This is a genomic window from Stenotrophomonas sp. YJH_SMC_46, from assembly GCF_059370315.1.
The window spans coordinates 398,706-419,453 of sequence record NZ_JCAFTO010000004.1; the positions used below are offsets into that span (position 1 = coordinate 398,706).

Genomic DNA, 20,748 nt, shown 5'->3' on the forward strand with positions numbered 1-20,748 from the left:
GGGGCGGCACTGGCCCGAGAATAGGCGTTCAACCGCAAGGCACCTTCCATGATCTATTTCCACGACATCGACCCCATCGCCCTCTCGCTGGGGCCGATCAAGGTGCATTGGTACGGCATCATGTACCTGCTGGGCTTCACCGCTGCTTGGCTGCTGGGACGCACGCGCATCGCCGCCGGTCGCCTGCCGGGCGTCGACGCCAACGGCTTCTCCGACCTGCTGTTCTACGCCATGCTCGGCGTGGTGCTGGGCGGGCGCATCGGCTACATGCTGTTCTACGCGCTGGGCGATTTCCTGCACAACCCGCTGCTGCTGTTCAAGGTATGGGATGGCGGCATGAGCTTCCACGGCGGCCTGCTGGGCGTGCTGGGCGCCTGCTGGTGGTGGTCGCGCAAGCACCGCCTGCACTTCTTCGACACCATGGATTTCATGGCGCCGCTGGTGCCGCTGGGCCTGGGTTTTGGTCGCATCGGCAACTTCATCGGCGCCGAGCTGTGGGGCAAGTACACCGACGGCACGTGGGGCGTGGTGTTCCCGTCGGGCCTGCCGGCGCCGCTGAACCAGTTGGACCACGCGACCCTGCAGGCGCAGTTCGCCACCGGCGCGCTGAACCAGTTCGCCCGCCATCCCTCGCAGCTGTATGAAGCGCTGCTGGAAGGCCTGGTGATGTTCGTGGTGCTGTGGACGGTCTCGGCCAGGCCGCGCCACCGCTACCTGGTCGGCGGCCTGTTCGCGCTGATGTACGGCCTGTTCCGCTTCGCCGTCGAATTCGTACGCATGCCCGACAACGGCGTCTACGTGGCCTTCGACTGGCTGACCCGCGGCCAGATCCTCAGCCTGCCGCTGATCGCCTTCGGCCTGGTGCTGCTGGTGATGTCGCGCCGCGCGCCGGTACTGCAGCCGCAGCTGCCGGTGGCTGCCGAGGGCAAGGCATGAAGGCTTACCTGGACCTGCTCTCGCACGTGCTCGAGCACGGCGCCGAGAAGAGCGACCGCACCGGCACCGGTACCCGCAGCGTGTTCGGCTGGCAGATGCGTTTCAACCTGGCCGACGGCTTCCCGCTGGTCACCACCAAGAAACTGCACCTGCGCTCGATCATCCATGAGCTGCTGTGGTTCCTGAAGGGCGACACCAACATCGGCTACCTGAAGGACAACCAGGTGCGGATCTGGGACGAGTGGGCCGACGAGAACGGCGACCTCGGCCCGGTCTATGGCAAGCAGTGGCGCAGCTGGGCCACCGCCGATGGCCGCGAGATCGACCAGATGCAGTGGCTGGTGGACGAGATCAAGCGCAACCCCGATTCGCGCCGGCTGGTGGTCAGCGCCTGGAACGTGGGCGAGCTTTCGCAGATGGCGCTGATGCCGTGCCACAACCTGTTCCAGTTCTACGTGGTGGACGGCAAGCTCAGCTGCCAGCTCTACCAGCGCAGCGGCGACATCTTCCTCGGCGTGCCGTTCAACATCGCCAGCTACGCGCTGCTGACCCACATGGTGGCGCAGGCCACCGGCCTGGGCGTGGGTGATTTCGTGCATACGCTGGGCGATGCGCACCTGTATTCGAACCACTTCGAGCAGGCGCGCGAGCAGCTGTCGCGTGAACCGCGCGCGCTGCCGAAGCTGTGGTTGAACCCGGAGGTGACCGACCTGTTCGGCTTCCAGTTCGACGACATCCGCATCGACGGCTACGATCCGCACCCGGCGATCAAGGCGCCGGTGGCGGTATGAGTCCCCGATTGATTTCCGGGGGCCTGCTGGCGCTGGGCGGCATGTTGCCGCTGGCCATGGTGCAGGCCGGACCGGCCGATGCGCTGTCGTTGGCCCGGCAGGTCAATGAGCAGATCGTGCACAAGCACATGCGCGAGGAAGTGCAGGCGTTCGCCGGGGCGTTCAACGGCAGCACGATGATGCCCCAGGATGTGCCGGAAGGCTGCCGGGCGCAGATGCGTGAGGCGGTAACCGGCATGTACACGGCGATGACCGAGCACCTGAAGGCGGGTGTCGAGGATCCGGCCTATCAGCGCATGCTCGAGCAGCAGCTTGCCACCGTCTATTCCAGTGACCAGTTGCAGGCATTTCTGGCACGTCGTGCCAGCACCGACACTGCCGCGTTGTCGGCAGACATCCTGTCAGGACCGGGCCTGAAGGATATCGAAGAGGCGCAGAAGCAGAAGATCCTCGATGGCCTGGATGAGCAGTCCACATCCAGCCCCGAGCTGGCAGCGGCGCTGCAGGCCGCCAGTGCCGCCAACGCTGCCTGCGAACGCCTGCAGATCGACGCCAGCTGAGGAGGTGGTAGCAATGAAGCTGTCGATGATCGTGGCGTTGGACCGCAACCGTGGCATTGGCCAGGGCAATGCAATGCCCTGGCACCTGCCGGATGATTTCAAGCACTTCAAGGCGCTCACCCTGGGCAAGCCGATCCTGATGGGGCGCAAGACGGCCGAGTCGATCGGCCGCGTGCTGCCGGGGCGGACCAACCTGGTGCTGACCCGCAGCGGGCAGGTGCCGTTCGAGGGCATGCGCGCGGTGGCGTCGCTGGATGAGGCGAAGACGATTGCCGAACGCGAGGGCGCCAGCGAGCTGTGCATCATCGGCGGCGGCGAGATCTTCCACCAGCTGCTGGACCAGGCCAGTGACCTGTACCTGACCTGGGTGGATGCCGAAGTCCCCGCCGACACCCACTTCCCCGAAGTGGACGTGCAGGACTGGCGGGAAGTGAGCAGCGAGCCGCACCCGGCCGACGAACGCCATGCCTACGCGTTCCGCTTCGTGCACTACGTGCGCCGCTGAAGATGGTTTCCTGTAGAGCCGAGCCATGCTCGGCTGCTGTTGCCGGACACATCCCGTAGCCGAGCATGGCTCGGCTCTACAGGATTGCCTACGGCATCCGGTAATGCCCGATGATGGCGTGCTGGAACAGCAGATTCTCTTCGCGCGTGCCGCGCGCGATGTTGTGCAGCACCAGCGGCGTGCCGTTGGCCAGCCTGCGGTCGGAGACGATGCCCACGTGCAGCAGGCCGTTGCCGTTGAGCTTCCAGGCGACGATGTCGCCGGCCGCGTAGTCGGCGGCGAGGGCCGTGATCGGCTGCTGCCAGCCCTGCCGTTCGAACCAGCGCATCAGGTTCGGTACGCGGCGATGATCGATGTTGCGATCCGGTCGTGACAGGCCCCAGATCGCCGGATAGGCACTGAAGTTGCCGCGCATGTCCTCATGCACGCGGGCCTGCAGGTCCACGTCCAGGCTGCGCAGCGCGCGCACCACCACGTCGGTGCACACGCCGCGATCAACCGGGACGTCTCCACCGGGATAGGCCAGCACCTGGTAGGCAGGGTCGTAGCGGGTGGTGACGCCGATCTGCGCGCGCGCTGCAGCCACCAGTGGCGGCGAAGGCGCCTGCGGTTGCGATGGCGTGCGGCCGGCGTTTCCGCCGCCGGTGGGGGCCGGGGCCGAAGTGGGCTGGCAGCCGCTGGCCAGGGCCAGCGTCAGCAGCACCATCCATGGTGCCCAGCCGCGCCGCGTCATGCCTGCGGCGGGGGACTGCTGTTGCCGGGGCCCGCGGCGCCACCACCACCGCCACCACGGCGACGACGACGGCGCGGGCCGCGATTGCCCGGGGTGGCGGCCGGAGCGTTACCGCCGCCCTGTTCCTTGCCCTGCGCCGACGCAGCCGGGCGCTCGTGCGCCGGGCGCGCGGGCGGGCGGGCGTTGGGCACGGGGGCGGGTACATCGCGGCCCGGCACCTGCACCACGCGCAGTTCATCCGTATCGAGCTGAAGCGCGGTCAGCTTGCCGCCCCAGACTGCGCCGGTGTCGATGGCATGCACGCCCTGGGTGATGGTCAGGCCCAGCGCCGACCAGTGGCCGCAGACGATCTTCAGGTCGCGCTCGACCCGGCCTGGCACTTCGAACCAGGGGTACAGTCCCTGTTCCTGCGTGCCCGGCGTGCCCTTGTCCTCGATGCCGATGCGCCCGCGCGGGGTGCAGTAGCGCATACGGGTGAGCACATTGATGATCGCCCGTGAACGGTCGTAGCCGGACAGGTTCGGCGCCCAGCTCGGCTTGTCGCCGTACATGTTGCGGAACAGCTTGCGGTAGCCGGCACCGTGCAGTTGCGCCTCGACCTCGGCGGCATGCTTTTCGGCCATCTGCGTGGTCCACTTCGGCGCCAGGCCGGCGTGCACCATCATCCAGCCCAGCTCGCGGTCCACGTGCACCAGCTTCTGCAGGCGCAGCCAGTCCAGCAGTTCGTCGCGGTCCTCGGCCTGCACGATGCGCAGCAGGTCCGGGTTGACCTTGCGCTGTTCCTCTTCGGTGCGTGCACCGACGGCCAGCAGCGAAAGGTCATGGTTGCCCAGCACCACCACGCTGTGCCCGCGCAGCGAATGCACCAGCCGCAGCGTTTCCAGCGACTGGCCACCGCGGTTGACCAGGTCGCCGCAGAACCACAGGGTGTCCTGCGCCGGGTCGAAGCGGATCTTCTCCAGCAGCCGCTGGGTGACGTCATAGCAGCCCTGCAGGTCGCCGATCGCCCACACACTCATCGTCCGGCCTCCGTGTCAGTGCAGGGTACGCGGGATGGCCAGCACGAAAGGTGCGACCGGCGCGGCGAATTCGGTGCCGTCGTCGGCGACCATGTCGTAGTGGCCCTGCATGGTCCCGTGATCGGTCCCCAGCATGACACCGGACGTGTAATGGAAGTCTTCACCGGGACGCAGGCGCGGCTGCTCGCCGATCACCCCGTCGCCATCGACATGCTCGACGCGGCCATTGGCATCGGTGATGCGCCAGTGGCGTGCAACCAGGCGCGCGGCAACACGGCCCTGGTTGTGGATGCGGATCGTGTAGGCGAACGCATAGCGCCCGTCTTCCGGCGCGGATTGGTCGTCGAGGAAGCGCGGTGCGACTTCGACGGAAATGGCGTAAACGTCAGCGTCTTCCATACCGGCAGTGTAATCAGGAGGCATTGGCCAAAGCGATGAATTCAGCCACATCCAGCTGTTCGGCGCGGGCATCGGGGCGCACGCCGGCGGCGACGAACTGCTCGGCCGTCACGACGTTGTTGAGCGCATTGCGCAGGGTCTTGCGGCGCTGCCCGAAGGCGGCCTTGACCACCTCGGCGAAACGGGCGTGGTCGTTGATGTTGATCGAGGCCGGGTCACGCGGCACCAGCCGTACCACGGCCGAATCGACCTTCGGCGGCGGCCGGAACGCGCCCGGCGGCACCACGAACAGCGAGGTCACCTGGCAATAGGCCTGCAGCATCACGCTGAGGCGGCCGTACACCTTGCTGCCGGGGCCGGCGGCCATGCGGTCGACCACTTCCTTCTGCAGCATGAAGTGCATGTCGCGGATCACCGCGGCATGTTCCAGTGCATGGAACAGGATCGGCGAGGAGATGTTGTAGGGCAGGTTGCCGACCAGGCGGATCGGCAGGCCGGCAGCCAGCTCGGTGAAGTCCACGCGCAGCACGTCGCGGTGGACGATGGTCAGCTCGCCCAGCGGCTCGGCGGCGGCGGTCAGTGGCGCGATCAGGTCGCGGTCGAACTCGATCACCGTCAGTTTCGGATGCACGCGCAGCAGCGGCAGGGTGATCGCGCCCTGGCCGGGACCGATCTCGACCAGGCGATCGCCTTCTTTCGGGTTGACCGCCATCACGATCTTGTCGATGTAGTGGCGATCGGCCAGGAAATGCTGGCCAAGCTGCTTCTTGGCCGGTGCGGTGAACACCGGGCCGGAGGGGGAATGCGGGGAATTCATGCGCTCAGTGTACGTTGCCGCGCAAGCTGCGCACACAGCGTCGTTGCCGCCTGCAGGCTGGAAGGATCGGCAATGCCGCGGCCGGCCAGGTCCAGCGCGGTGCCATGGTCTACCGCCACGCGCGGGTAGGGCAGGCCCAGGGTCAGGTTCACCGCCTGCTCGAAACCGGAGTACTTCAGCACCGGCAGCCCCTGGTCGTGGTACATCGCCAGCACGGTGTCGAAACCGGCCAGCTTGGCCGGCAGGAACGCGGTATCGGCCGGCAGCGGCCCGACCAGGTCCATGCCCTCCGCGCGCAGGCGCTGCAGCAGCGGGATGACCAGGTCCAGTTCCTCGCGGCCCAGATGGCCGTCTTCGCCGGCGTGCGGGTTCAGGCCGAGCACGGCGATGCGTGGCGCGGGCAGGCCGAACTCGCGGCACAGCGCGGCGTGCACGGTGCGAAGGGTGTGTTCCAGGCTGGGCGCGGTGATCGCATCGGCCACCTCGCGCAGCGGCAGGTGGGTGGTGGCCAGGGCCACGCGCACGATGGGGTTGGCCAGCATCATCACCACCTTCACCCCGGCCTGGTCGGCCAGCAGTTCGGTGGTGCCACTGTAGGCGATGCCGCCTTCGTTGATGACCGCCTTGTGCACCGGGCCGGTGACCACGCCGTGCAGTTCGCCGGACAGGCAGGCCTGACCGGCAGCGAGCAGGGCGCCGATGACGGCCCCGGCATTGGCCGGGTCGGCCTGGCCGAAGTGGCTGGGCATGGCATTGGCCACCGCGCGCACACGCAGGTCGCCCGGGGCGCGGGCTTCGGCGTCCTCGGGCAGCAGCTGCAGGGGCAGGTTCAGCGCGACGGCGGCTGCGCGCAGGGTATCCGGGTCGGCGAAGGCCAGCAGCCGGCAATCTTCACGCGGCTGCTGGACGAGGCGGACACACAGCTCCGGGCCGATCCCGGCGGGCTCGCCCGGTACCAGAGCGAGCTCGGGGCGCATCGGTCAGGACTGCGGCGGCGTGGCGGTATTTTCCGCGCGGTCCCCGCTGCGGAAGCTGACATAGGCTTCGCCACGCAGTTCCTGCAGGAAGCGGTTGTACTCGTCTTCCAGCTTGCGGCGGCCGATGGTCTCGCGGATCTGGGCGCGCTGGTTGTCGTTGGTCACGTCGGTCTGGCGGGTGGCCACGCGCTGCACGATGTGCCAACCGGCATCGGTGCGGAACGGCTGGCTGACGCCGCCGTCCTGGATGCCGGCCACCTGCTGGCCGAACGCCGGACCGAACGCGTCGACCGGGAACCAGCCCAGATCGCCGCCCTGACCCTTGCTGTTGTTGTCCTCGGAGGATTCCTTGGCCACGGTTTCGAAATCCGCGCCGCCGGCGATGCGGGCGCGCAGGGTATCGATCTTGGCCTTGGCGGCAGCGTCGGTCTGGTGATCGTCCACGCGCACCAGGATGTGGCGGCCGTGGTATTCGGTGACCGTGTGCGCGCCACCGCTGGCGGCGCTGGCATCACGCACTTCCACCAGCTTCAGCAACTGGAAGCCGCTGGGGCCGCGGATCGGGCCGACCACTTCGCCGGGCTTCATCTTTTCCATCAGCTGGGCAAAGGCCTGCGGGATTTCATCCAGGCTGCGCCAGCCCAGATCGCCGCCTTCCAGCGCGTTCGGGCTGTCCGAATAACGCACGGCGGCAGCGTTGAAGTCCAGCTCACCCTTGTCCAGCAGGGCCTTCACGCCCTCGGCCTTCTTCTGGCCGGTGGCGATCTGGTCGGCGTTGGAGCCGTCGGGCAGGGCGATCAGGATGTGTGCCAGGTGGTACTGGTTGCCCACCGTGGCCTGCTGCTTCAGCGCGGCGTCCACTTCACCCTCGCTGACGCTGATGCGGCTCTGCGCGAAGCTCTGGCGCAGGCGCTGCACAGTGATTTCATCGCGCACCGAAGCACGGAAATCGTTGAAATCGATGCCGTCGTGGGCCAGGCGCTGGCGCAGTGCATCCAGGTCCGAACCGTTCTGCTGGGCGATGGCATTCATCGCCTGGTTCAGCTCCTGGTCGCTGACGCGGATGCCGCTGCCCTGGGCGCGGGCGACCTGCAGCTTGACCAGCACCAGTCGCTCGAGCACCTGGCGGCTGAGCACATCTTCCGGCGGCAGCTGGTTTTCACGGCCGGCGTACTGCGCCTTGATGTTGGCGATCGCACGCTGGAGCTCGCTCTGCAGGATCACGTCCTCGTCGACGACGGCGGCGATGCGGTCCAACGGCTGCGCCTCCTGCGCGAGCACCTGCAGAGGGGCGGACACGCTGGACACCGCCAGCAGGGAGGCGAGAAGAACGGGGAAGCGCTTGGTCATGGGATCTGATTCGGATCGTAGTCATCGCGGGTCACCCCGGTGTTGCTGGGCGGCACGAGATAGAGGTCGTCGCGGTTGTAGCCGAGGATAGCACGGCGCAGGGTGCGGTCCGTGTCCTGGCCGATGGAGCTCAGGCCCTTCAGGACGAACTCCACCTGGATGGAATTGTTCATCTCGCCCTCGCGATTGCGGACGTAGCGGCGGCCGACCACGCGCACGGCCAGGCAGCAGCTGTCCCACTGCACGCCGCCGATGATTTCCAGCGGCTCCTTGTCCTGCAGCGAGTAGTAATAGCGACCGACCAGGCTCCAGCGCGCATTCAGCGGGTACAGGAACGACAGGTCAGCCTGCTCCAGCAGGGTGCGGTCATGCTTGTTGGCCGTCGCCGGGGCGCCGGCGTTGATGCGGTAGCGGTAGCTCAGGTTGATCACGCCATCGTTGGGCATCAGGTAGCGGGCGCGGACGCTGGCCAGATCCTCGCGCTTGTACTTCGGGTCCCACTGGTAGGTGGCGCCCAGGGTCCAGCGGTCGTTGATCATGTAGTTGCCGTCGGCGATCCACGCCGACTTGCCCTTCTCCACCGGCGCGCCGCCCGGCGTGACGGTCACCCGCGACTCGTCGAAGTACTGGATCTGGCCGATCGAGGCCGAGAACCGCTCTTTGCCGGTGGTCTGGTCGATGAAACGGGTACTCAGTGCCAGGGTCAGCTGGTTGGCATCGTTCTGGCGGTCGGCGCCGGTGTAGCGCGAATCGCGGAACAGCTGGCCCCAGCTGAAGGTGAAGTCACGGGTGTCGAAGATCGGCAGTTCGTCCTGGTTGCGGTACGGCGTGCGCAGGTAGAACAGGCGCGGCTCCAGCGTCTGCAGGAAGGACTTGCCGCGGATGCTGGTCTCGCGGTCGAAGAACAGGCCGGCGTCGATGCTGCCGATCGGCAGGCTGCGGCTGGGCGAGGTGTTGCCGCGCAGCTGTTCCGGCGTGGCGGTGGTCACGTCCACGCCCTCCGAGGCCAGAACGGTGCTGCGTATCCTGTCGGCCAGGCCGCGGTCCAGCTGGTAGGCCGTGTAGCGGTACGCCAGAGTGGGCGTGATGTACCAGGCCGCGCCGCTGATGGGGAAGGAAACGTACGGCTTGACGTCAAGGCGGGAGCCGCCATAGGCGCGCACGGTCTGGCCGGTGCGGGTGTATTGCAGGTCCGGGCCCGCATCGGCACCGTACTTGAGGTTCACGTCGTCGTGGGTGAACCTCACCGCTTCGGCGTACAGGCCGGTTTCCAGCCATGGCCGCATCGGCTTGTTCCAGTTGAAATACACCCGCGGCTGGCGGTTGTAGGGCAGGGCATTCTCGTCAAGCGTGTAGTCGGTCAGCTGCCAGCGGTCGGCCATGATGCCAGCCGTCCAGTTCGTGCCCGTACCGTACAGGCCGATGGTGCTCTGCAGGTTGGAGGCGGTCACCCCCACCAGGCGGTTGGCGAAGTCCTCGACATAGCGCTCGTCGCTGACCCAGGCCAGGTTGGCGCGGGCCTGCCAGTGGCTGTTCACGTTGTGGTAGCCGTCGAACATCACCCGGCCGCGGTCGCGGTCGCGCAGCCTGTCGTTGGGCATGTAGCTGGTCAGCACCTCGCCACGGCCGCCGTTGTAGAGGTAGCGGAACTCGTTGTCGAGCAGCAGGCCGCGCCGGCTCATGTAGCGCGGGGTCAACGTGTCGTCGTAGTTCGGCGCCAGGTTGAAGTAGATCGGCTGTGCGTAGTCGAATCCGTTGCGCCCGGACATGCCCAGCTGCGGGAACAGCAGGCCGGTCTTGCGGCGGTCATCGATCGGGAACTTGAAGTACGGCGCCCACAGCACCGGCACCTTGCCGATCCGCAGCACGGCGTTGCGGGCGGTGCCGAAGCCCTCGTCGTTGTCCACTTCGATCTGCGGCGCCGACAGCTTCCACACCGGCTGTGACGGGTCGCAGGTGGTGTAGGTGGAGCGGTGCATCTGGCCGACCGCGCCCTGCAGGTCGACCGACTCGGCATCGCCGTTGCCGCGGCGCGACACCAGCTGGTACTTGATGTCGGTGATCTTGTGGGTGTCGCTTTCCTGGTTGCCTTCGGCGCGCTTGGCGACCATCCGGATCGACCCGTCCTGGTAGCGGACATTGCCGTCGGCGATGTAGTTGCCGGTCTCGGTGTCGAAACTGAGCTTGTCGGTACCGACGAACTGGTCGCCCCGGCGCAGCGCCACGTTGCCCTCGTACTGCGGCACGGTGGTGGTACCCAGCAGTTGGTCGCCTTCGATGTCGGTCGGCTGGTTCTCGCGGGCGGCCGCAGCGGCAGCCTTGTCCTGGCCCGGGACCGGCGTGGGGGCGTCGGTGAACGCGGGAATGACGTCGGTGGCCGGGCACAGGCCCCAGTTGAGCGGCTTATCATCAGCCATCGCCGGAAGGCTGATGGCGATGCTCAGAGGCAGGGGAAGCAGGCGGAGGGCTCGGCGCACGCGGTTCGGATTCGGGCGAAAACGGACGGTAGCTTGCCCCATCCCTTGCATAGGGGCAATGAAGGACGCCGGAGCCTGCCGGTTCGGGTTCATCCGGCGGAGGTGCCGGCGGATGGCGTAAGCAGGGCCTGGACATGGGCCACGCTGCACTCGGCCAGGGCCTGCAGGTCATAGCCGCCCTCCAGCATCGACACCACCCGGCCAGCCGCGTGGCGGCGTGCCAGCGCGTGCAGCTCACCGGTGATCCAGGCGAAATCGTCGGTCTCCAGCATCAGATCCGCCTGTGGATCACGCAGGTGGGCATCGAAGCCGGCCGAGATCAGCAGCAGCTGCGGGCGGAAGTCGTCGATGGCTGGCAGCATTTCGTCGGCCCAGACGTTGCGGAAGCGGAAGCCGCCGCTTCCCGGCGGCAGCAGGATGTTCATCAGGTTGCCGGCACCGCGGTCGCGGCGCAGGCCGGAATTGGGGAACAGCCCGGCCTGGTGGGTGCTGTAGTACGAAACCCGGGCGTCATGCTGGAAGATGTCCTGGGTGCCATTGCCGTGGTGCACGTCGAAATCGACCACCGCGATCCGTTCCAGGCCATGGCGGTCGCGGGCATGGGCGGCGGCGATGGCGATGTTGTTCAGCAGGCAGAAGCCCATGGCGGTGCTGCTGGTGGCGTGGTGGCCCGGTGGGCGTACCGCGCAGAAGGCCAGCGGGTCCTCGCCCAGCATCACCGCATCGACTGCGGCCACACCGGCACCGGCGGCGTGCACGGCGGCGCTGGCCGAGCCCGGCGAGGTCCAGGTGTCCATGTCCAGCTGGCGCAGCGGTGCGGTCTGCGGCTGCAGCACGAAGTCGAGCAGGGCGCTGTCGTGGACCCGGGTCAGTTCGCCGAACTTCGCCGGCGGCGCCTCGCGCCAGTCCAGCTGGCCGGGGAAGGCGGTGTGCAGCGCGTCCAGCACCTGCTGCAGCCGTTGCGGGCATTCGGGATGGCCGGGACCGGGGTCATGCAGCAGGCAGGACGGGTGGGAATAGACCAGCATCGTGCCGACTCAGCGCTGGCGCTGCTGTGGCTGCCACAGCGCTTCGCCATGGCCGTCGGCGCGGGCCAGCACCCGGGCCAGCACGAACAGCAGGTCCGACAGCCGGTTGAGGTATTGCAGCGCCTCGCTGCGGACGGCCTCGTGGCGGGCCAGGGTGACCGTCTCGCGCTCGGCGCGGCGGACGATGGTGCGGGCCAGATGGCAGCGCGCGGCAGCTTCGCCGCCGGCCGGCAGGATGAATTCCTTCAGCATCGGGAGGTTGGCGTTGTAATGGTCCAGCTGCTGCTCCAGGGCCGAGACGTCGGCGGCATGGATCGCGGCGTGGCCGGGAATGCACAGCTCGGCGCCCAGATCGAACAGCTGGTGCTGCAGATGCACCACCAGCGCGCGTACATCCTCGGGCAGGGGCGCGGCCAGCAGCAGGCCGAGCGCGGCGTTGGCTTCGTCGACGGTACCGAAGGACGCCACGCGGGCGTCATCCTTGGCCACGCGTTGGCCGTCGCCAAGGCCGGTACTGCCGTCGTCGCCGGTGCGGGTGTAAATGCGCGAGAGGCGATGACCCATGGCGCGCGGCTCAGTGGCGGATGTCGCGGCGGGCCTGCTGGAGCTTCAACACCTGCTCCACGGCCAGCTGCAGGGCAGCGGCCAGCGCCACATAGATCGCCGTAGTGCGCAGGTAGGGCCCGAACCACTGCGCGTAGTTCTGTGCCCAGCCGGCCAGCGTCGGCTCGGCCACGTTACGGCTGGTCCAGTAGAAGCCGCCCTGCGCCAGCAGGTGGCAGATCGCCACCGACGCGACCAGCAGCAGCGCACCCTTGGCCAGCACCGGCCAGCGCGCGCCCTGGTAGTTGCGGCCCAGCAGCATGCCGCCGGCCCACAGCGAGAAGTACGCCGGCAGCAGCAGCCAGTAACCCGGCGACACGCAGTAGTGCTGCCAGAAATCCAGGCCGCTGCTGCGGATCACGATCCAGTCCACCAGCACGGCGAACATCATCAGCAGCGGAAACGCCCAGCGTGTCCACGTGGCCAGATAGAAGCCACCGATGAAGAACACCGCCCAGGAGGCATCGGGGATCGCCGCGAAGTGGTTGACCCGGGTCGCCGCCAGCAACAGCACGAGGACGGACAGGACGAAGGCGCGGTTGGCGGTGGCGGACATGGCAGCGGGCCCGGAGCGGATTCAGGTTTCATTCTAGCCCGCCGCGCCGGTTGGCGCAGGCGCCGCTTGTTCGGCGTACAGTCGGGGCGAGCGCGTATCATGAACACATGAGTGAACGACATGACGTGCTGATTGTCGGTGGTGGCCTGGTGGGTGCCAGCCTGGCCATCGCCCTGGACCGGCTGGGCCGCGACGTGGGCCTGCTCGAGGCCAGCCCGGCCGGCGAGCTGCCTGCGGTGTTCGACCAGCGCAATCTCAGTTTCGCCGCTGCCACCGTCAATGCGCTGACCGCGCTGGGGGTGATGCAGAAGCTGGCGATGGCACCGGGCCCGATCCGGCGCATCCATGTCAGTCGTGCCGGCGATTTCGGCCGTGTGCAGCTCGAAGCGGCCGATTACGACCGGCCGTGGTTCGGCCAGGTGGTGGTCGCGCGCGATTTCGGCCAGGCGCTGGAAGCGCGGCTTCAGGAGCTGCCGCGCCTGCGCCGTTATCGGCCGATGCGGTTCCTGGGACTGGGCGAGGTGGTGGACGGCTACCGCCAGGTGCGGGTGGCTGACGAGGCGAGTGAACGCGTGCTGCTGGCACGTCTGGTGGTGGGGGCCGATGGCACCACCAGCGGCGTGCGTGGCGCGCTGGGCATCGAGGTCGACCGCCATGATTTCCAGCAGACCCTGTTCGTCGCCCGCGTGCGCAGCCAGCGTGCGCCGGATGGCACGGCCTGGGAGCGCTTCACCGATACCGGCCCGACCGCCCTGCTGCCGCGCGGTGACCGCCACTTCGGCACCGTGCATGGCGTGGCCCGCGATCAGGCCGATGCGGTGATGGCGCTGGACGATGCGGCCTGGCTGCAGCGCCTGCAGGACGCGATCGGCTGGCGTGCCGGCCGCCTGCTCGAATCCGGTCCACGCAGCGCTTATCCGCTCATCCAGGTGCTGGCGCGCGCATTGGCCGGTGAACGCACGGTGCTGCTGGGCAATGCCGCGCAGACCATCCATCCGCTGGGTGCGCAGGGCTTCAACCTGGGCCTGCGCGATGCGCTGACCCTGGGCGAACTGCTGGAGAATGCGCATGAGGATGCCGGCAGTGATGCATTGCTGCAGGCCTATGTTGCACGCCGCGAGGAAGACCGCCGGCAGACGGTGGCGTTCTCCGGCGGCCTGGCACGGCTGACCAGCAACCCGGCGCCACTGATGCGGCCGCTGCGCAGCCTCGGTCTGGTGGCCGCACAACGCGCCTCGGTGCAGTCGATGCTGGTCGGTGGTGCGATGGGCTTCCGTGGCGAAGTACCGCGGCTGTGCCGTGGAGAAACCGCATGAGCCGCCGCGCGCGCCTGGATGTGGCCATCGTCGGCGGTGGCGTGGTCGGTGCCGCGTGCGCGCTGGCGCTGGCCGATGCCGGCCTGTCGGTGGCGTTGGTGGAAGGTCGTGAGCCCGCGCCGTGGCAGGTTGCGCAGCCGGACCTGCGCGTGTTCGCCTTTGCCGCCGACAACGTGCAGCTGTTGAACCGCCTCGGCGTGTGGCTGGCGATCGCCCAGGCCCGTGCCTGGCCCTACCGGCGCATGCAGGTGTGGGATGCGGCCGGTGGCGAAGATCTGCTGTTCGATGCCGATCGCTTCGGCCGTCGTGAACTGGGCTACATCGTCGAGAACGGCCTGCTGCAGGACCGCCTGTGGGCGGCGTTGCCGGCGGCGGGCGTGCAGCTGCATTGCCCGGCACGGGTGGACGCGCTGGAGCAGGACGAGGACGGCGTGCGCCTGCGCCTGGATGACGGGCGTCGCCTGGAAGCGGCGCTGGCGGTGGCCGCCGACGGTGCCGAGTCGACCCTGCGCCAGATGGCCGGGATCGAGGTTGAAAAGCATGACTACCACCAGCGTGGCGTGGTGGCCTACGTGGACAGCGATCTTCCCAACCAGGCCACGGCCTGGCAGCGTTTCCTGCCGGGCGGGCCGCTGGCGCTGCTGCCGGTGGCCGAGCGCCGCAGCTCCATCGTCTGGACCCTGCCCGTGGATGAAGCGGCTCGCGTGCTGGCGTTGGACGAGGACAGCTTCAACCGCGAACTGACCCGCGCCTTCGCGGCGCGCCTGGGCGAACTGCGTCTGGCCTCGCCGCGTGCGGCGTTCCCGCTGCGCCGCCAGCTGGCCCGTCACTATGTGGCCGGCCGCGTGCTGGCGCTGGGCGATGCCGCGCATGTGGTGCACCCGCTGGCCGGGCAGGGCGTGAACCTGGGGTTGCGCGATGTCGCTGCCCTGCAGCAGTGGCTGGCGCCGTCGGCCGAGCGCCGCGGCCAGCCGCGGCTGTCGCCGCAGCGCCTGCAGCGCTGGGCACGCGAACGGCGCAGCGACAACCACATCGCCGCCTACAGCTTCGATGCGATCAACCGCCTGTTCTCCAACGACGAAATGCACCTGACCCTGGCCCGCGGCCGCGCGCTGGGCTGCGTCGGCAAATGGCCGCCGCTGGTGCAGGCATTCTGGAAGCGCGCCGCCGGGGTGTAGCAGAATGCAAACCGCTCTGGTGGGTGCCCCACGTCAGTAGATCCACGCCATGTGTGGATGAAGATCGCGGGTGGATTCAATCCACCAGCCAGCCGGCCAGGTCTGCACGATCCAGCTTGCCGCGACGCTTCACGTCCAACGAATTGAACTCATCGGCCAGCGCCGGATTCGCCTGCGCTTCCTCGCGGCTGATGAAACCATCGCCGTTCACATCCAGCGCAGCGAAGTGGATGCGGTACTGGCCGGCCACGCTGCTTGGTTCCAGCGAGCGCACGGTCACCTGTGCCTCGCCGGCCTGCTGCGGAATCTCGACGCTGCCGCTGACCCGGCCCGCATCCAGCGGTTGCTGGCGGATCGCGCCGCCGGTGGGGCCCAGCGGCTGGCTCTGCGCAGGGGTGTGCGGCAATTGCTGGGCCACCGCTGGTGCGGCGGCCAGCAGGGTGATCAACATGGCGAGCGAGTGGTATCGCATGGTTCCCTTCCTCGGTAGCGCCGGGCCCATGCCCGGCGGGCATGTTCCTCAGCGCAGCGGCGAGGCCAATACCGTGATCTCCTCACGGTCGTGATAGAGCTGCTTGGCGCGTACCACCAGCGGCTTGCCGGCCTGGTCCTGGAACAGGTCCAGGCACAGGCGGGTTTCGTCCCAGCGCTTCTTCATCGGCAGCTTCAGATTGAAGATGGCGTGCCTGCACCAGCCTTCGCGGAACCAGGTGGCCATGCGTTCGGCCACGCGGCGCGGCTGCTCGACCATGTCGCAGACCATCCAGTCCAGCGGCTGTTCGGGGTGCCAGTGGAAACCATCGGCGCGCAGGTGCTCGACCAGACCGGTGTCCAGCACGTGCTGGCGCAGCGGGCCGTTGTCGATGCTCAGCACGTGCATGTGCTGGCGGGTCAGTACCCAGGTCCAGCCGCCGGGGGCGGCGCCCAGGTCGGCCGCACGCATGCCGGGCTTGGCCAGTGCTTCGCGTTCTTCCGGCGTCAGCAGGGTCAGCAGTGCTTCATCCAGCTTCAGTGCCGAACGCGAAGGCGCCTCGGGCAGCAGCTTCAGGCGCGGGATGCCCAGTGCCCACGGCGCGCTGTCGGCCGGGTCGGCCACGCAGACGAAGGCATGGGTGCCGTCGACGAACACCACGTGCAGGCGCGGCAGGCGGTTGTTTGGCTTATCAGTGAGCTTGCCGGCCTTGCGCAGCGCCGGGCGCAGTGCATTGCCGAAGGCACGGGCCAGCCCGGACAGTGGCTTGCCAGCGTCCGAATCGGGGTGCTCCACCCACAGGTCGCCGAAGCGCGGCGCATCGGCCAGCACCTCCAGCATCGGGGTGATGCGATCGCTCGGGTCCAGCTGCGGCAGCTCGGCCAGCACGACCAGCTTCTGCCGCGCGAAGATCAGTTCTCGCCAGCGCAGGCGTGGCGCCAGTGCTGCAGCGTCGTCGCACATGAAAAGCACATAGCCGTCATTGCGCTGGGTGCGCGCATAGCCAGCGAAACCGGCTTCACCGGCGCGGAACTGCAGCTCGCCGGCCAGCTCGGGTTCAAAGCCCTGCCGGCACAGGCACAGCAGGCCGATGCCGGTCTCAGTAACGGGCGCCATCGCTTTCCCCATAGGTTCGCAACACGCTGCGCGCGGCGTCGCGGTCCAAGCCCTGCACCACTTCGATGCCACGCTTGTTGAGCTCGCCGACCCAGTCGGCCGGCAGCGGGCCTTCATCGAACGGGGTCAGTTCCTCGACGTCGGCCGAGTTGGCACCGATCAGCAGGCGGTCGATGCCGGCCCACACGGTAGCGCCATAGCACTGGCAGCATGGCTGCGAACTGGTGGCCAGGGTGACCGGCGACAGCACCGCGTTCAGGCGCGGGGTCTGCAGGCGCTGCTGGGCCAGCATGTAGGCCATGTTCTCGGCGTGCGCCAGCGAAGTCGCGTGCGGCATCACCCGGTTCACGCCAGCGGCGATGACCTTGTCGTCCGGGCCGAACACCACCGCACCGAACGGGCCGCCACTGGCGTGCTCGACGTTCAGCCGCGACAGCTCGATCGCCAGCGCGACCTTGGCCTCGTCGCCCGGATATCGACGATCCAGGTCGATCTGGTCGTGGATCCAGGCGGGAAGGGTCAGGTGGACTTGCGCGTACAGCATCGCGGGGGTGCCTCGTGTGGGATGGAAAAAAGTGCGGTTGCTTGGGGAACCGGCGCGCAGTGTAGCCGCACCGGCCTGTATCGGGTGTGGGCGTGGGTCAGCCTGGCGAGCCGGTGCGGACCACCACGTACTGCTTGCGGAATTCCAGCCCTGCCTGCGGCCAGCTGGCCGCGTAGGCGCGCAGCAGGGGCAGGGCGGCGGCGAAGTCGTGGCCGTTGACCCGGCAATCGGCCTCGCACAGGCCATTGGCATCGCGCGAGGCGAACAGGCGGATGGCCAGGAAAGAACGCGTCTTCAGCAGCGCATCGAATGCATCGATGCTGCGCGTGAACAGGCAGCAGGGGCAGGAGCCATGATCATCTTCGCTGCGGGGGCCGGTGTCCATCTCATGCTCGCGGTAATGCGCCAGTGGACCGAGCACCACGGTGCGTTCGAGTTCCTGGCCGTCAGCGCCGGCCGGATAGGTCAGGCCCATCATCGGCAGGCCCTGCGCGTCTTGGGCGCCGATCGCGGTCTGCAGGGTCACCAGGTCCACCCGGGCCCAGGCCTGGAAGCCGGACAGCAGCGATGCCTGCTCATCGGCACCATTTGCGTGCTGGTACTCGAACAGGCCATCGGCGAACAACTGCGGATGCTGGCTTTCAATGACGGTGGAGGTCTGCCAACCACCGTTGTCGCGCGCGTGTGCGGCCATTGCATGCGGGGTCAGGCGCAGGCCGCTGTCCAGCAGCAGCGCGTTGCCGTCGACGCGGCTGGCGGTGCCGGCGTCCTGAAGGACCTGCTGCAGCAGCGGGAGGAGGGCAGCGGAGGTCGTGGTCATGTCAGGCCTGTCGGTGGATGGGGTGGAACATCCAGGCAGGGCCTGGAAAATCTAATGGTCGAGCGCGTCGAGCTCGGCGCGATATCGCTGCGCGTCGGGCTGCTGCTGCGGGTCGTTGCCGTGGTCGCGCAGCCAGCTTTCCAGTTCGCGGCGATAGTCCGCGCGGAACTCGGCATTGCCCGGGCTGAAGTGCAGCTTGCGCGCCGCTACCTCCACGCGCTCGCGCGCACTGGCACGGGCCTGGGCGATGCCATGCGGGGATTCGTTGGTGAGGATGACGAAGTTGCGTGGGAAGCCCGGCGTGTACTTGACCACGAACGGCTGGTCGCGCGCCGGGATGCGGATGGCGTTTTCCAGCGGCCACAGCGAAGCGGTGTTGGTGTAGAACACCACGTCCACGTCGCGGCCCTCGGCGGTATGCAGCACCCCTTCGTAGCGCCAGATGTACTGTTCGTTGAGCGTGGAACTGGTTCGCTCGGCCTTGACGATCACCGCTTCACCACGCTCGCCCACCACGTTGAGGAAGGTGGCGTTGAGGAAGTGGCCGAGGAACATGTTGAGCATCGCCAGCGGGAACACCACGATGGCGTAGCCCGGAAAGCGCCGCCACCACGAGACCAGCCCGGCCAGCACCATCGCTGCAAAGAACGTCAGCAGCGGATGCTGCGAGATGAACCAGAACAGGACGGAGAGGGCGGTGATCATTGTCGATGGCGTGCGGGCGCCATGCTGGCGCCCGCGCAGGTCCTCAGGCCGACCAGGTATCGCGCAGGGTCACGCTGCGGTTGAACACCGGCTTGGCTTCGGTGTGGTCGCGGCGGTCGGCGACGAAGTAGCCGGTACGTTCGAACTGGAACGACTGCTCCGGTGCGGCGCTGGCCGCGGCCGGCTCGACATAGCCGGTGACGGTGCGGCGCGATTCCGGATTGAGGTAATCGCGGTAGGTCTTGCCTTCCGAGTCATCATCCGGGTTCGGCACCGAGAACAGGCGGTCGTACAGGCGGATCTCGGCCGGCACGCCACGCACGGCGCTGACCCAGTGGATGGTGCCCTTGACCTTACGGTTGGCGCCTTCCATGCCCGGACGCGATTCCGGATCCAGCCAGCCGCGCAGCTCGGTGATGGTGCCATCGGCATCCTTGATCACTTCGTCGCAGCGGATGATGCCGGCGCCGCGCAGGCGCACTTCGCCACCCGGCACCAGGCGCTTCCAGCCCTTCGGCGGCACTTCGGCGAAGTCCTCGCGGTCGATCCACACCTCGCGTGCGAACGGCACTTCGCGGCTGCCGAAGCTCTCGTCCTTGGGATGGTTGCTGAAGGTCAGCAGCTCTTCGTGGCCTTCCGGCAGGTTGGTCAGCACCAGCTTGACCGGATCGACCACCGCCATGCGGCGCGGTGCTGCGCTGTCCAGGTCTTCGCGCAACGCGCCTTCCAGCACGCTGAAGTCGATCAGCGAATTCTGCTTGCTGATGCCCACGCGCTCGGCAAACAGGCGCATCGCAGACGGGGTATAACCACGGCGGCGCAGGCCCTGCAAGGTCGGCATGCGCGGGTCGTCCCAGCCGTCCACCAGCTGTTCGGTGACCAGCGCCATCAGCTTGCGCTTGCTCATCACCGTGTAGTTGATGTTCAGGCGCGAGAACTCGATCTGGCGCGGCTTGGCAGCTTCGCGCGGCAGGCCGGCATCGACCAGCGGCTGGGTCAGCGCATCGTCATGGGCGAAATCGACGTTGTCCACGCACCAGTCGTACAGCGGGCGGTGGTCTTCGAACTCCAGCGTGCACAGCGAGTGGGTGATGCCCTCGATCGAATCACCCAGCGCGTGGGCGAAGTCGTACATCGGGTAGATCGGCCACGCGCTGCCGGTGTTCTGGTGCTCGACGTGCTTGATGCGGTACAGCGCCGGATCGCGCAGGTTGATGTTGCCGCTGGCCATGTCGATCTTCGCGCGCAGGGTGCGCGCGCCATCCGGGAATTCACCGGCGCGCATGCGGCGGAACAGGTCGAGGTTCTCTTCGACGCTGCGGTCGCGCCACGGCGACGGGCGGCCCGGCTCGGTGAGAGTGCCGCGGTAGGCGCGCACTTCCTCGGCCGACAGGTCGCAGACATAGGCCTTGCCCTGTTCGATCAGCTTCTCGGCGGCCAGGTAATAGGCCTGGAAGTAGTCCGAAGCATGGCGCAGCTCGTTCCACTCGAAGCCCAGCCAGCGCACGTCGTCCTGGATCGCGGCCACGTACTCCGGATCTTCCTTGGCCGGGTTGGTGTCGTCGAAGCGCAGGTTGCAGACGCCGCTGAATTCGCCGGCGATGCCGAAGTTCAGGCAGATCGACTTGGCATGGCCGATGTGCAGGTAGCCGTTCGGTTCCGGCGGGAAGCGGGTCTTGATCGCCTGGTGCTTTCCGCTGGCCAGGTCCTCGCGCACGATCTGGCGGATGAAATCGCGCTTTTCGTGGCTGTCGGCGGGGGTCTCGGGGCTGGCGGGGGTGTGCTCGGACATGAGTCTGGGGCGAAAAAGGGCAGAAAGACCAACAGTCTAGCGCGTACCGGGCGG

The 20,748-nt window shown here is 67.9% G+C and carries 22 protein-coding genes; 6 read left to right on the forward strand and 16 right to left on the reverse strand.

Annotated features, from left to right (window positions below; translation table 11 throughout):
- Nucleotides 1-48 precede the first annotated feature (48 nt).
- From lgt to AC5P8C_RS15415, 4 genes are read left to right on the forward strand one after another with little or no spacing between them, the layout of a single operon-like run.
- Nucleotides 49-936 carry a prolipoprotein diacylglyceryl transferase gene (gene lgt / locus AC5P8C_RS15400; protein WP_019661114.1) on the forward strand — a complete coding sequence of 296 codons (888 nt, stop codon included), beginning with the start codon at nucleotides 49-51 and terminating at the stop codon, nucleotides 934-936.
- Complete coding sequence (locus AC5P8C_RS15405) at nucleotides 933-1,727, forward strand: thymidylate synthase (RefSeq protein WP_012479193.1); 795 nt, start codon at nucleotides 933-935, stop codon at nucleotides 1,725-1,727. Before lgt ends, AC5P8C_RS15405 begins: the two co-directional genes overlap by 4 nt.
- Nucleotides 1,724-2,287 carry a hypothetical protein gene (locus tag AC5P8C_RS15410; RefSeq protein ID WP_245541222.1) on the forward strand — a complete coding sequence of 188 codons (564 nt, stop codon included), beginning with the start codon at nucleotides 1,724-1,726 and terminating at the stop codon, nucleotides 2,285-2,287. Before AC5P8C_RS15405 ends, AC5P8C_RS15410 begins: the two co-directional genes overlap by 4 nt.
- A 13-nt stretch (nucleotides 2,288-2,300) precedes the next feature.
- Nucleotides 2,301-2,792, forward strand: coding sequence for a dihydrofolate reductase (locus AC5P8C_RS15415; protein WP_019661116.1), 492 nt, complete (start codon nucleotides 2,301-2,303; stop codon nucleotides 2,790-2,792).
- Between the two features lie 88 nt (nucleotides 2,793-2,880).
- Here AC5P8C_RS15415 and AC5P8C_RS15420 read toward each other — a convergent pair whose 3' ends face one another.
- The 10 genes from AC5P8C_RS15420 to AC5P8C_RS15465 form a co-directional block, all read right to left on the reverse strand.
- Nucleotides 2,881-3,525: a DUF1287 domain-containing protein gene (locus AC5P8C_RS15420; RefSeq protein ID WP_019661117.1), complete on the reverse strand. Its 645-nt coding sequence runs from the start codon at nucleotides 3,523-3,525 to the stop codon at nucleotides 2,881-2,883.
- Nucleotides 3,522-4,544 carry a symmetrical bis(5'-nucleosyl)-tetraphosphatase gene (locus AC5P8C_RS15425; RefSeq protein ID WP_019661118.1) on the reverse strand — a complete coding sequence of 341 codons (1,023 nt, stop codon included), beginning with the start codon at nucleotides 4,542-4,544 and terminating at the stop codon, nucleotides 3,522-3,524. The genes AC5P8C_RS15420 and AC5P8C_RS15425 overlap by 4 nt, the downstream gene beginning before the upstream one ends.
- 15 nt (nucleotides 4,545-4,559) lie before the next feature.
- Nucleotides 4,560-4,943 carry a Co2+/Mg2+ efflux facilitator ApaG/CorD gene (apaG, locus tag AC5P8C_RS15430; RefSeq protein WP_005412297.1) on the reverse strand — a complete coding sequence of 128 codons (384 nt, stop codon included), beginning with the start codon at nucleotides 4,941-4,943 and terminating at the stop codon, nucleotides 4,560-4,562.
- A 13-nt stretch (nucleotides 4,944-4,956) separates the two neighbouring features.
- Nucleotides 4,957-5,760 carry a 16S rRNA (adenine(1518)-N(6)/adenine(1519)-N(6))-dimethyltransferase RsmA gene (gene rsmA / locus AC5P8C_RS15435; protein ID WP_019661119.1) on the reverse strand — a complete coding sequence of 268 codons (804 nt, stop codon included), beginning with the start codon at nucleotides 5,758-5,760 and terminating at the stop codon, nucleotides 4,957-4,959.
- Nucleotides 5,757-6,737: a 4-hydroxythreonine-4-phosphate dehydrogenase PdxA gene (gene pdxA / locus AC5P8C_RS15440; RefSeq protein WP_019661120.1), complete on the reverse strand. Its 981-nt coding sequence runs from the start codon at nucleotides 6,735-6,737 to the stop codon at nucleotides 5,757-5,759. The genes rsmA and pdxA overlap by 4 nt, the downstream gene beginning before the upstream one ends.
- Before the next feature lie 3 nt (nucleotides 6,738-6,740).
- Nucleotides 6,741-8,087, reverse strand: a complete 1,347-nt coding sequence (locus AC5P8C_RS15445) for a peptidylprolyl isomerase (protein ID WP_019338102.1) — start codon at nucleotides 8,085-8,087, stop codon at nucleotides 6,741-6,743.
- Nucleotides 8,084-10,564: an LPS-assembly protein LptD gene (gene lptD, locus AC5P8C_RS15450; protein WP_080112535.1), complete on the reverse strand. Its 2,481-nt coding sequence runs from the start codon at nucleotides 10,562-10,564 to the stop codon at nucleotides 8,084-8,086. Before lptD ends, AC5P8C_RS15445 begins: the two co-directional genes overlap by 4 nt.
- Nucleotides 10,565-10,653: 89 nt before the next feature.
- Nucleotides 10,654-11,592 (reverse strand): histone deacetylase family protein, encoded by a 939-nt coding sequence (locus AC5P8C_RS15455; RefSeq protein ID WP_019661122.1) that lies wholly within the window; start codon nucleotides 11,590-11,592, stop codon nucleotides 10,654-10,656.
- Between the two features lie 9 nt (nucleotides 11,593-11,601).
- Nucleotides 11,602-12,156 (reverse strand): cob(I)yrinic acid a,c-diamide adenosyltransferase, encoded by a 555-nt coding sequence (locus tag AC5P8C_RS15460; protein ID WP_019661123.1) that lies wholly within the window; start codon nucleotides 12,154-12,156, stop codon nucleotides 11,602-11,604.
- Nucleotides 12,157-12,166: 10 nt separating this feature from the next.
- Entirely contained in the window at nucleotides 12,167-12,751 is a 585-nt protein-coding gene (locus tag AC5P8C_RS15465; RefSeq protein WP_495219043.1) for a hypothetical protein, read from the reverse strand.
- A 107-nt stretch (nucleotides 12,752-12,858) separates the two neighbouring features.
- Here AC5P8C_RS15465 and ubiH point away from each other — a divergent pair, with 107 nt between their 5' ends.
- Together ubiH and AC5P8C_RS15475 are read left to right on the forward strand one after the other, a co-directional pair.
- Nucleotides 12,859-14,067: a 2-octaprenyl-6-methoxyphenyl hydroxylase gene (gene ubiH / locus AC5P8C_RS15470; RefSeq protein ID WP_495219044.1), complete on the forward strand. Its 1,209-nt coding sequence runs from the start codon at nucleotides 12,859-12,861 to the stop codon at nucleotides 14,065-14,067.
- The gene (locus tag AC5P8C_RS15475) at nucleotides 14,064-15,245 is read left to right on the forward strand and encodes a UbiH/UbiF family hydroxylase (protein WP_495219046.1); all 1,182 of its coding nucleotides are present in this window, start codon (nucleotides 14,064-14,066) and stop codon (nucleotides 15,243-15,245) included. The genes ubiH and AC5P8C_RS15475 overlap by 4 nt, the downstream gene beginning before the upstream one ends.
- A 76-nt stretch (nucleotides 15,246-15,321) precedes the next feature.
- Here AC5P8C_RS15475 and AC5P8C_RS15480 read toward each other — a convergent pair whose 3' ends face one another.
- The 6 genes from AC5P8C_RS15480 to AC5P8C_RS15505 form a co-directional block, all read right to left on the reverse strand.
- A complete protein-coding gene (locus AC5P8C_RS15480) occupies nucleotides 15,322-15,717 on the reverse strand; it encodes an EF-hand domain-containing protein (RefSeq protein WP_495219047.1) in 396 nt (131 codons plus the stop codon).
- A gap of 48 nt (nucleotides 15,718-15,765) precedes the next feature.
- Nucleotides 15,766-16,833, reverse strand: a complete 1,068-nt coding sequence (gene rlmM, locus AC5P8C_RS15485; protein ID WP_019661128.1) for a 23S rRNA (cytidine(2498)-2'-O)-methyltransferase RlmM — start codon at nucleotides 16,831-16,833, stop codon at nucleotides 15,766-15,768.
- Nucleotides 16,817-17,377: a nucleoside deaminase gene (locus tag AC5P8C_RS15490; protein ID WP_495219049.1), complete on the reverse strand. Its 561-nt coding sequence runs from the start codon at nucleotides 17,375-17,377 to the stop codon at nucleotides 16,817-16,819. Before AC5P8C_RS15490 ends, rlmM begins: the two co-directional genes overlap by 17 nt.
- A 97-nt stretch (nucleotides 17,378-17,474) precedes the next feature.
- Nucleotides 17,475-18,197 carry a DUF6348 family protein gene (locus tag AC5P8C_RS15495; protein ID WP_495219050.1) on the reverse strand — a complete coding sequence of 241 codons (723 nt, stop codon included), beginning with the start codon at nucleotides 18,195-18,197 and terminating at the stop codon, nucleotides 17,475-17,477.
- Between the two features lie 51 nt (nucleotides 18,198-18,248).
- Nucleotides 18,249-18,902 (reverse strand): membrane protein, encoded by a 654-nt coding sequence (locus AC5P8C_RS15500; RefSeq protein WP_019661131.1) that lies wholly within the window; start codon nucleotides 18,900-18,902, stop codon nucleotides 18,249-18,251.
- A gap of 43 nt (nucleotides 18,903-18,945) precedes the next feature.
- Complete coding sequence (locus AC5P8C_RS15505; protein WP_019661132.1) at nucleotides 18,946-20,694, reverse strand: glutamine--tRNA ligase/YqeY domain fusion protein; 1,749 nt, start codon at nucleotides 20,692-20,694, stop codon at nucleotides 18,946-18,948.
- Nucleotides 20,695-20,748: the final 54 nt, after the last annotated feature.

Coding starts and splice junctions, on each gene's coding strand:
- AC5P8C_RS15505 (WP_019661132.1), bottom strand. CDS start 20,694: ATGTCCGAGCACACCCCCGCCAGCCCCGAGACCCCCGCCGACAGCCAC.
- AC5P8C_RS15500 (WP_019661131.1), bottom strand. CDS start 18,902: ATGATCACCGCCCTCTCCGTCCTGTTCTGGTTCATCTCGCAGCATCCG.
- apaG (WP_005412297.1), bottom strand. CDS start 4,943: ATGGAAGACGCTGACGTTTACGCCATTTCCGTCGAAGTCGCACCGCGC.
- AC5P8C_RS15405 (WP_012479193.1), top strand. CDS start 933: ATGAAGGCTTACCTGGACCTGCTCTCGCACGTGCTCGAGCACGGCGCC.
- AC5P8C_RS15460 (WP_019661123.1), bottom strand. CDS start 12,156: ATGGGTCATCGCCTCTCGCGCATTTACACCCGCACCGGCGACGACGGC.
- AC5P8C_RS15420 (WP_019661117.1), bottom strand. CDS start 3,525: ATGACGCGGCGCGGCTGGGCACCATGGATGGTGCTGCTGACGCTGGCC.
- AC5P8C_RS15410 (WP_245541222.1), top strand. CDS start 1,724: ATGAGTCCCCGATTGATTTCCGGGGGCCTGCTGGCGCTGGGCGGCATG.
- ubiH (WP_495219044.1), top strand. CDS start 12,859: ATGAGTGAACGACATGACGTGCTGATTGTCGGTGGTGGCCTGGTGGGT.
- AC5P8C_RS15415 (WP_019661116.1), top strand. CDS start 2,301: ATGAAGCTGTCGATGATCGTGGCGTTGGACCGCAACCGTGGCATTGGC.
- AC5P8C_RS15495 (WP_495219050.1), bottom strand. CDS start 18,197: ATGACCACGACCTCCGCTGCCCTCCTCCCGCTGCTGCAGCAGGTCCTT.
- AC5P8C_RS15490 (WP_495219049.1), bottom strand. CDS start 17,377: ATGCTGTACGCGCAAGTCCACCTGACCCTTCCCGCCTGGATCCACGAC.
- rlmM (WP_019661128.1), bottom strand. CDS start 16,833: ATGGCGCCCGTTACTGAGACCGGCATCGGCCTGCTGTGCCTGTGCCGG.
- rsmA (WP_019661119.1), bottom strand. CDS start 5,760: ATGAATTCCCCGCATTCCCCCTCCGGCCCGGTGTTCACCGCACCGGCC.
- AC5P8C_RS15465 (WP_495219043.1), bottom strand. CDS start 12,751: ATGTCCGCCACCGCCAACCGCGCCTTCGTCCTGTCCGTCCTCGTGCTG.
- lgt (WP_019661114.1), top strand. CDS start 49: ATGATCTATTTCCACGACATCGACCCCATCGCCCTCTCGCTGGGGCCG.
- AC5P8C_RS15480 (WP_495219047.1), bottom strand. CDS start 15,717: ATGCGATACCACTCGCTCGCCATGTTGATCACCCTGCTGGCCGCCGCA.
- AC5P8C_RS15475 (WP_495219046.1), top strand. CDS start 14,064: ATGAGCCGCCGCGCGCGCCTGGATGTGGCCATCGTCGGCGGTGGCGTG.
- AC5P8C_RS15445 (WP_019338102.1), bottom strand. CDS start 8,087: ATGACCAAGCGCTTCCCCGTTCTTCTCGCCTCCCTGCTGGCGGTGTCC.
- AC5P8C_RS15425 (WP_019661118.1), bottom strand. CDS start 4,544: ATGAGTGTGTGGGCGATCGGCGACCTGCAGGGCTGCTATGACGTCACC.
- AC5P8C_RS15455 (WP_019661122.1), bottom strand. CDS start 11,592: ATGCTGGTCTATTCCCACCCGTCCTGCCTGCTGCATGACCCCGGTCCC.
- pdxA (WP_019661120.1), bottom strand. CDS start 6,737: ATGCGCCCCGAGCTCGCTCTGGTACCGGGCGAGCCCGCCGGGATCGGC.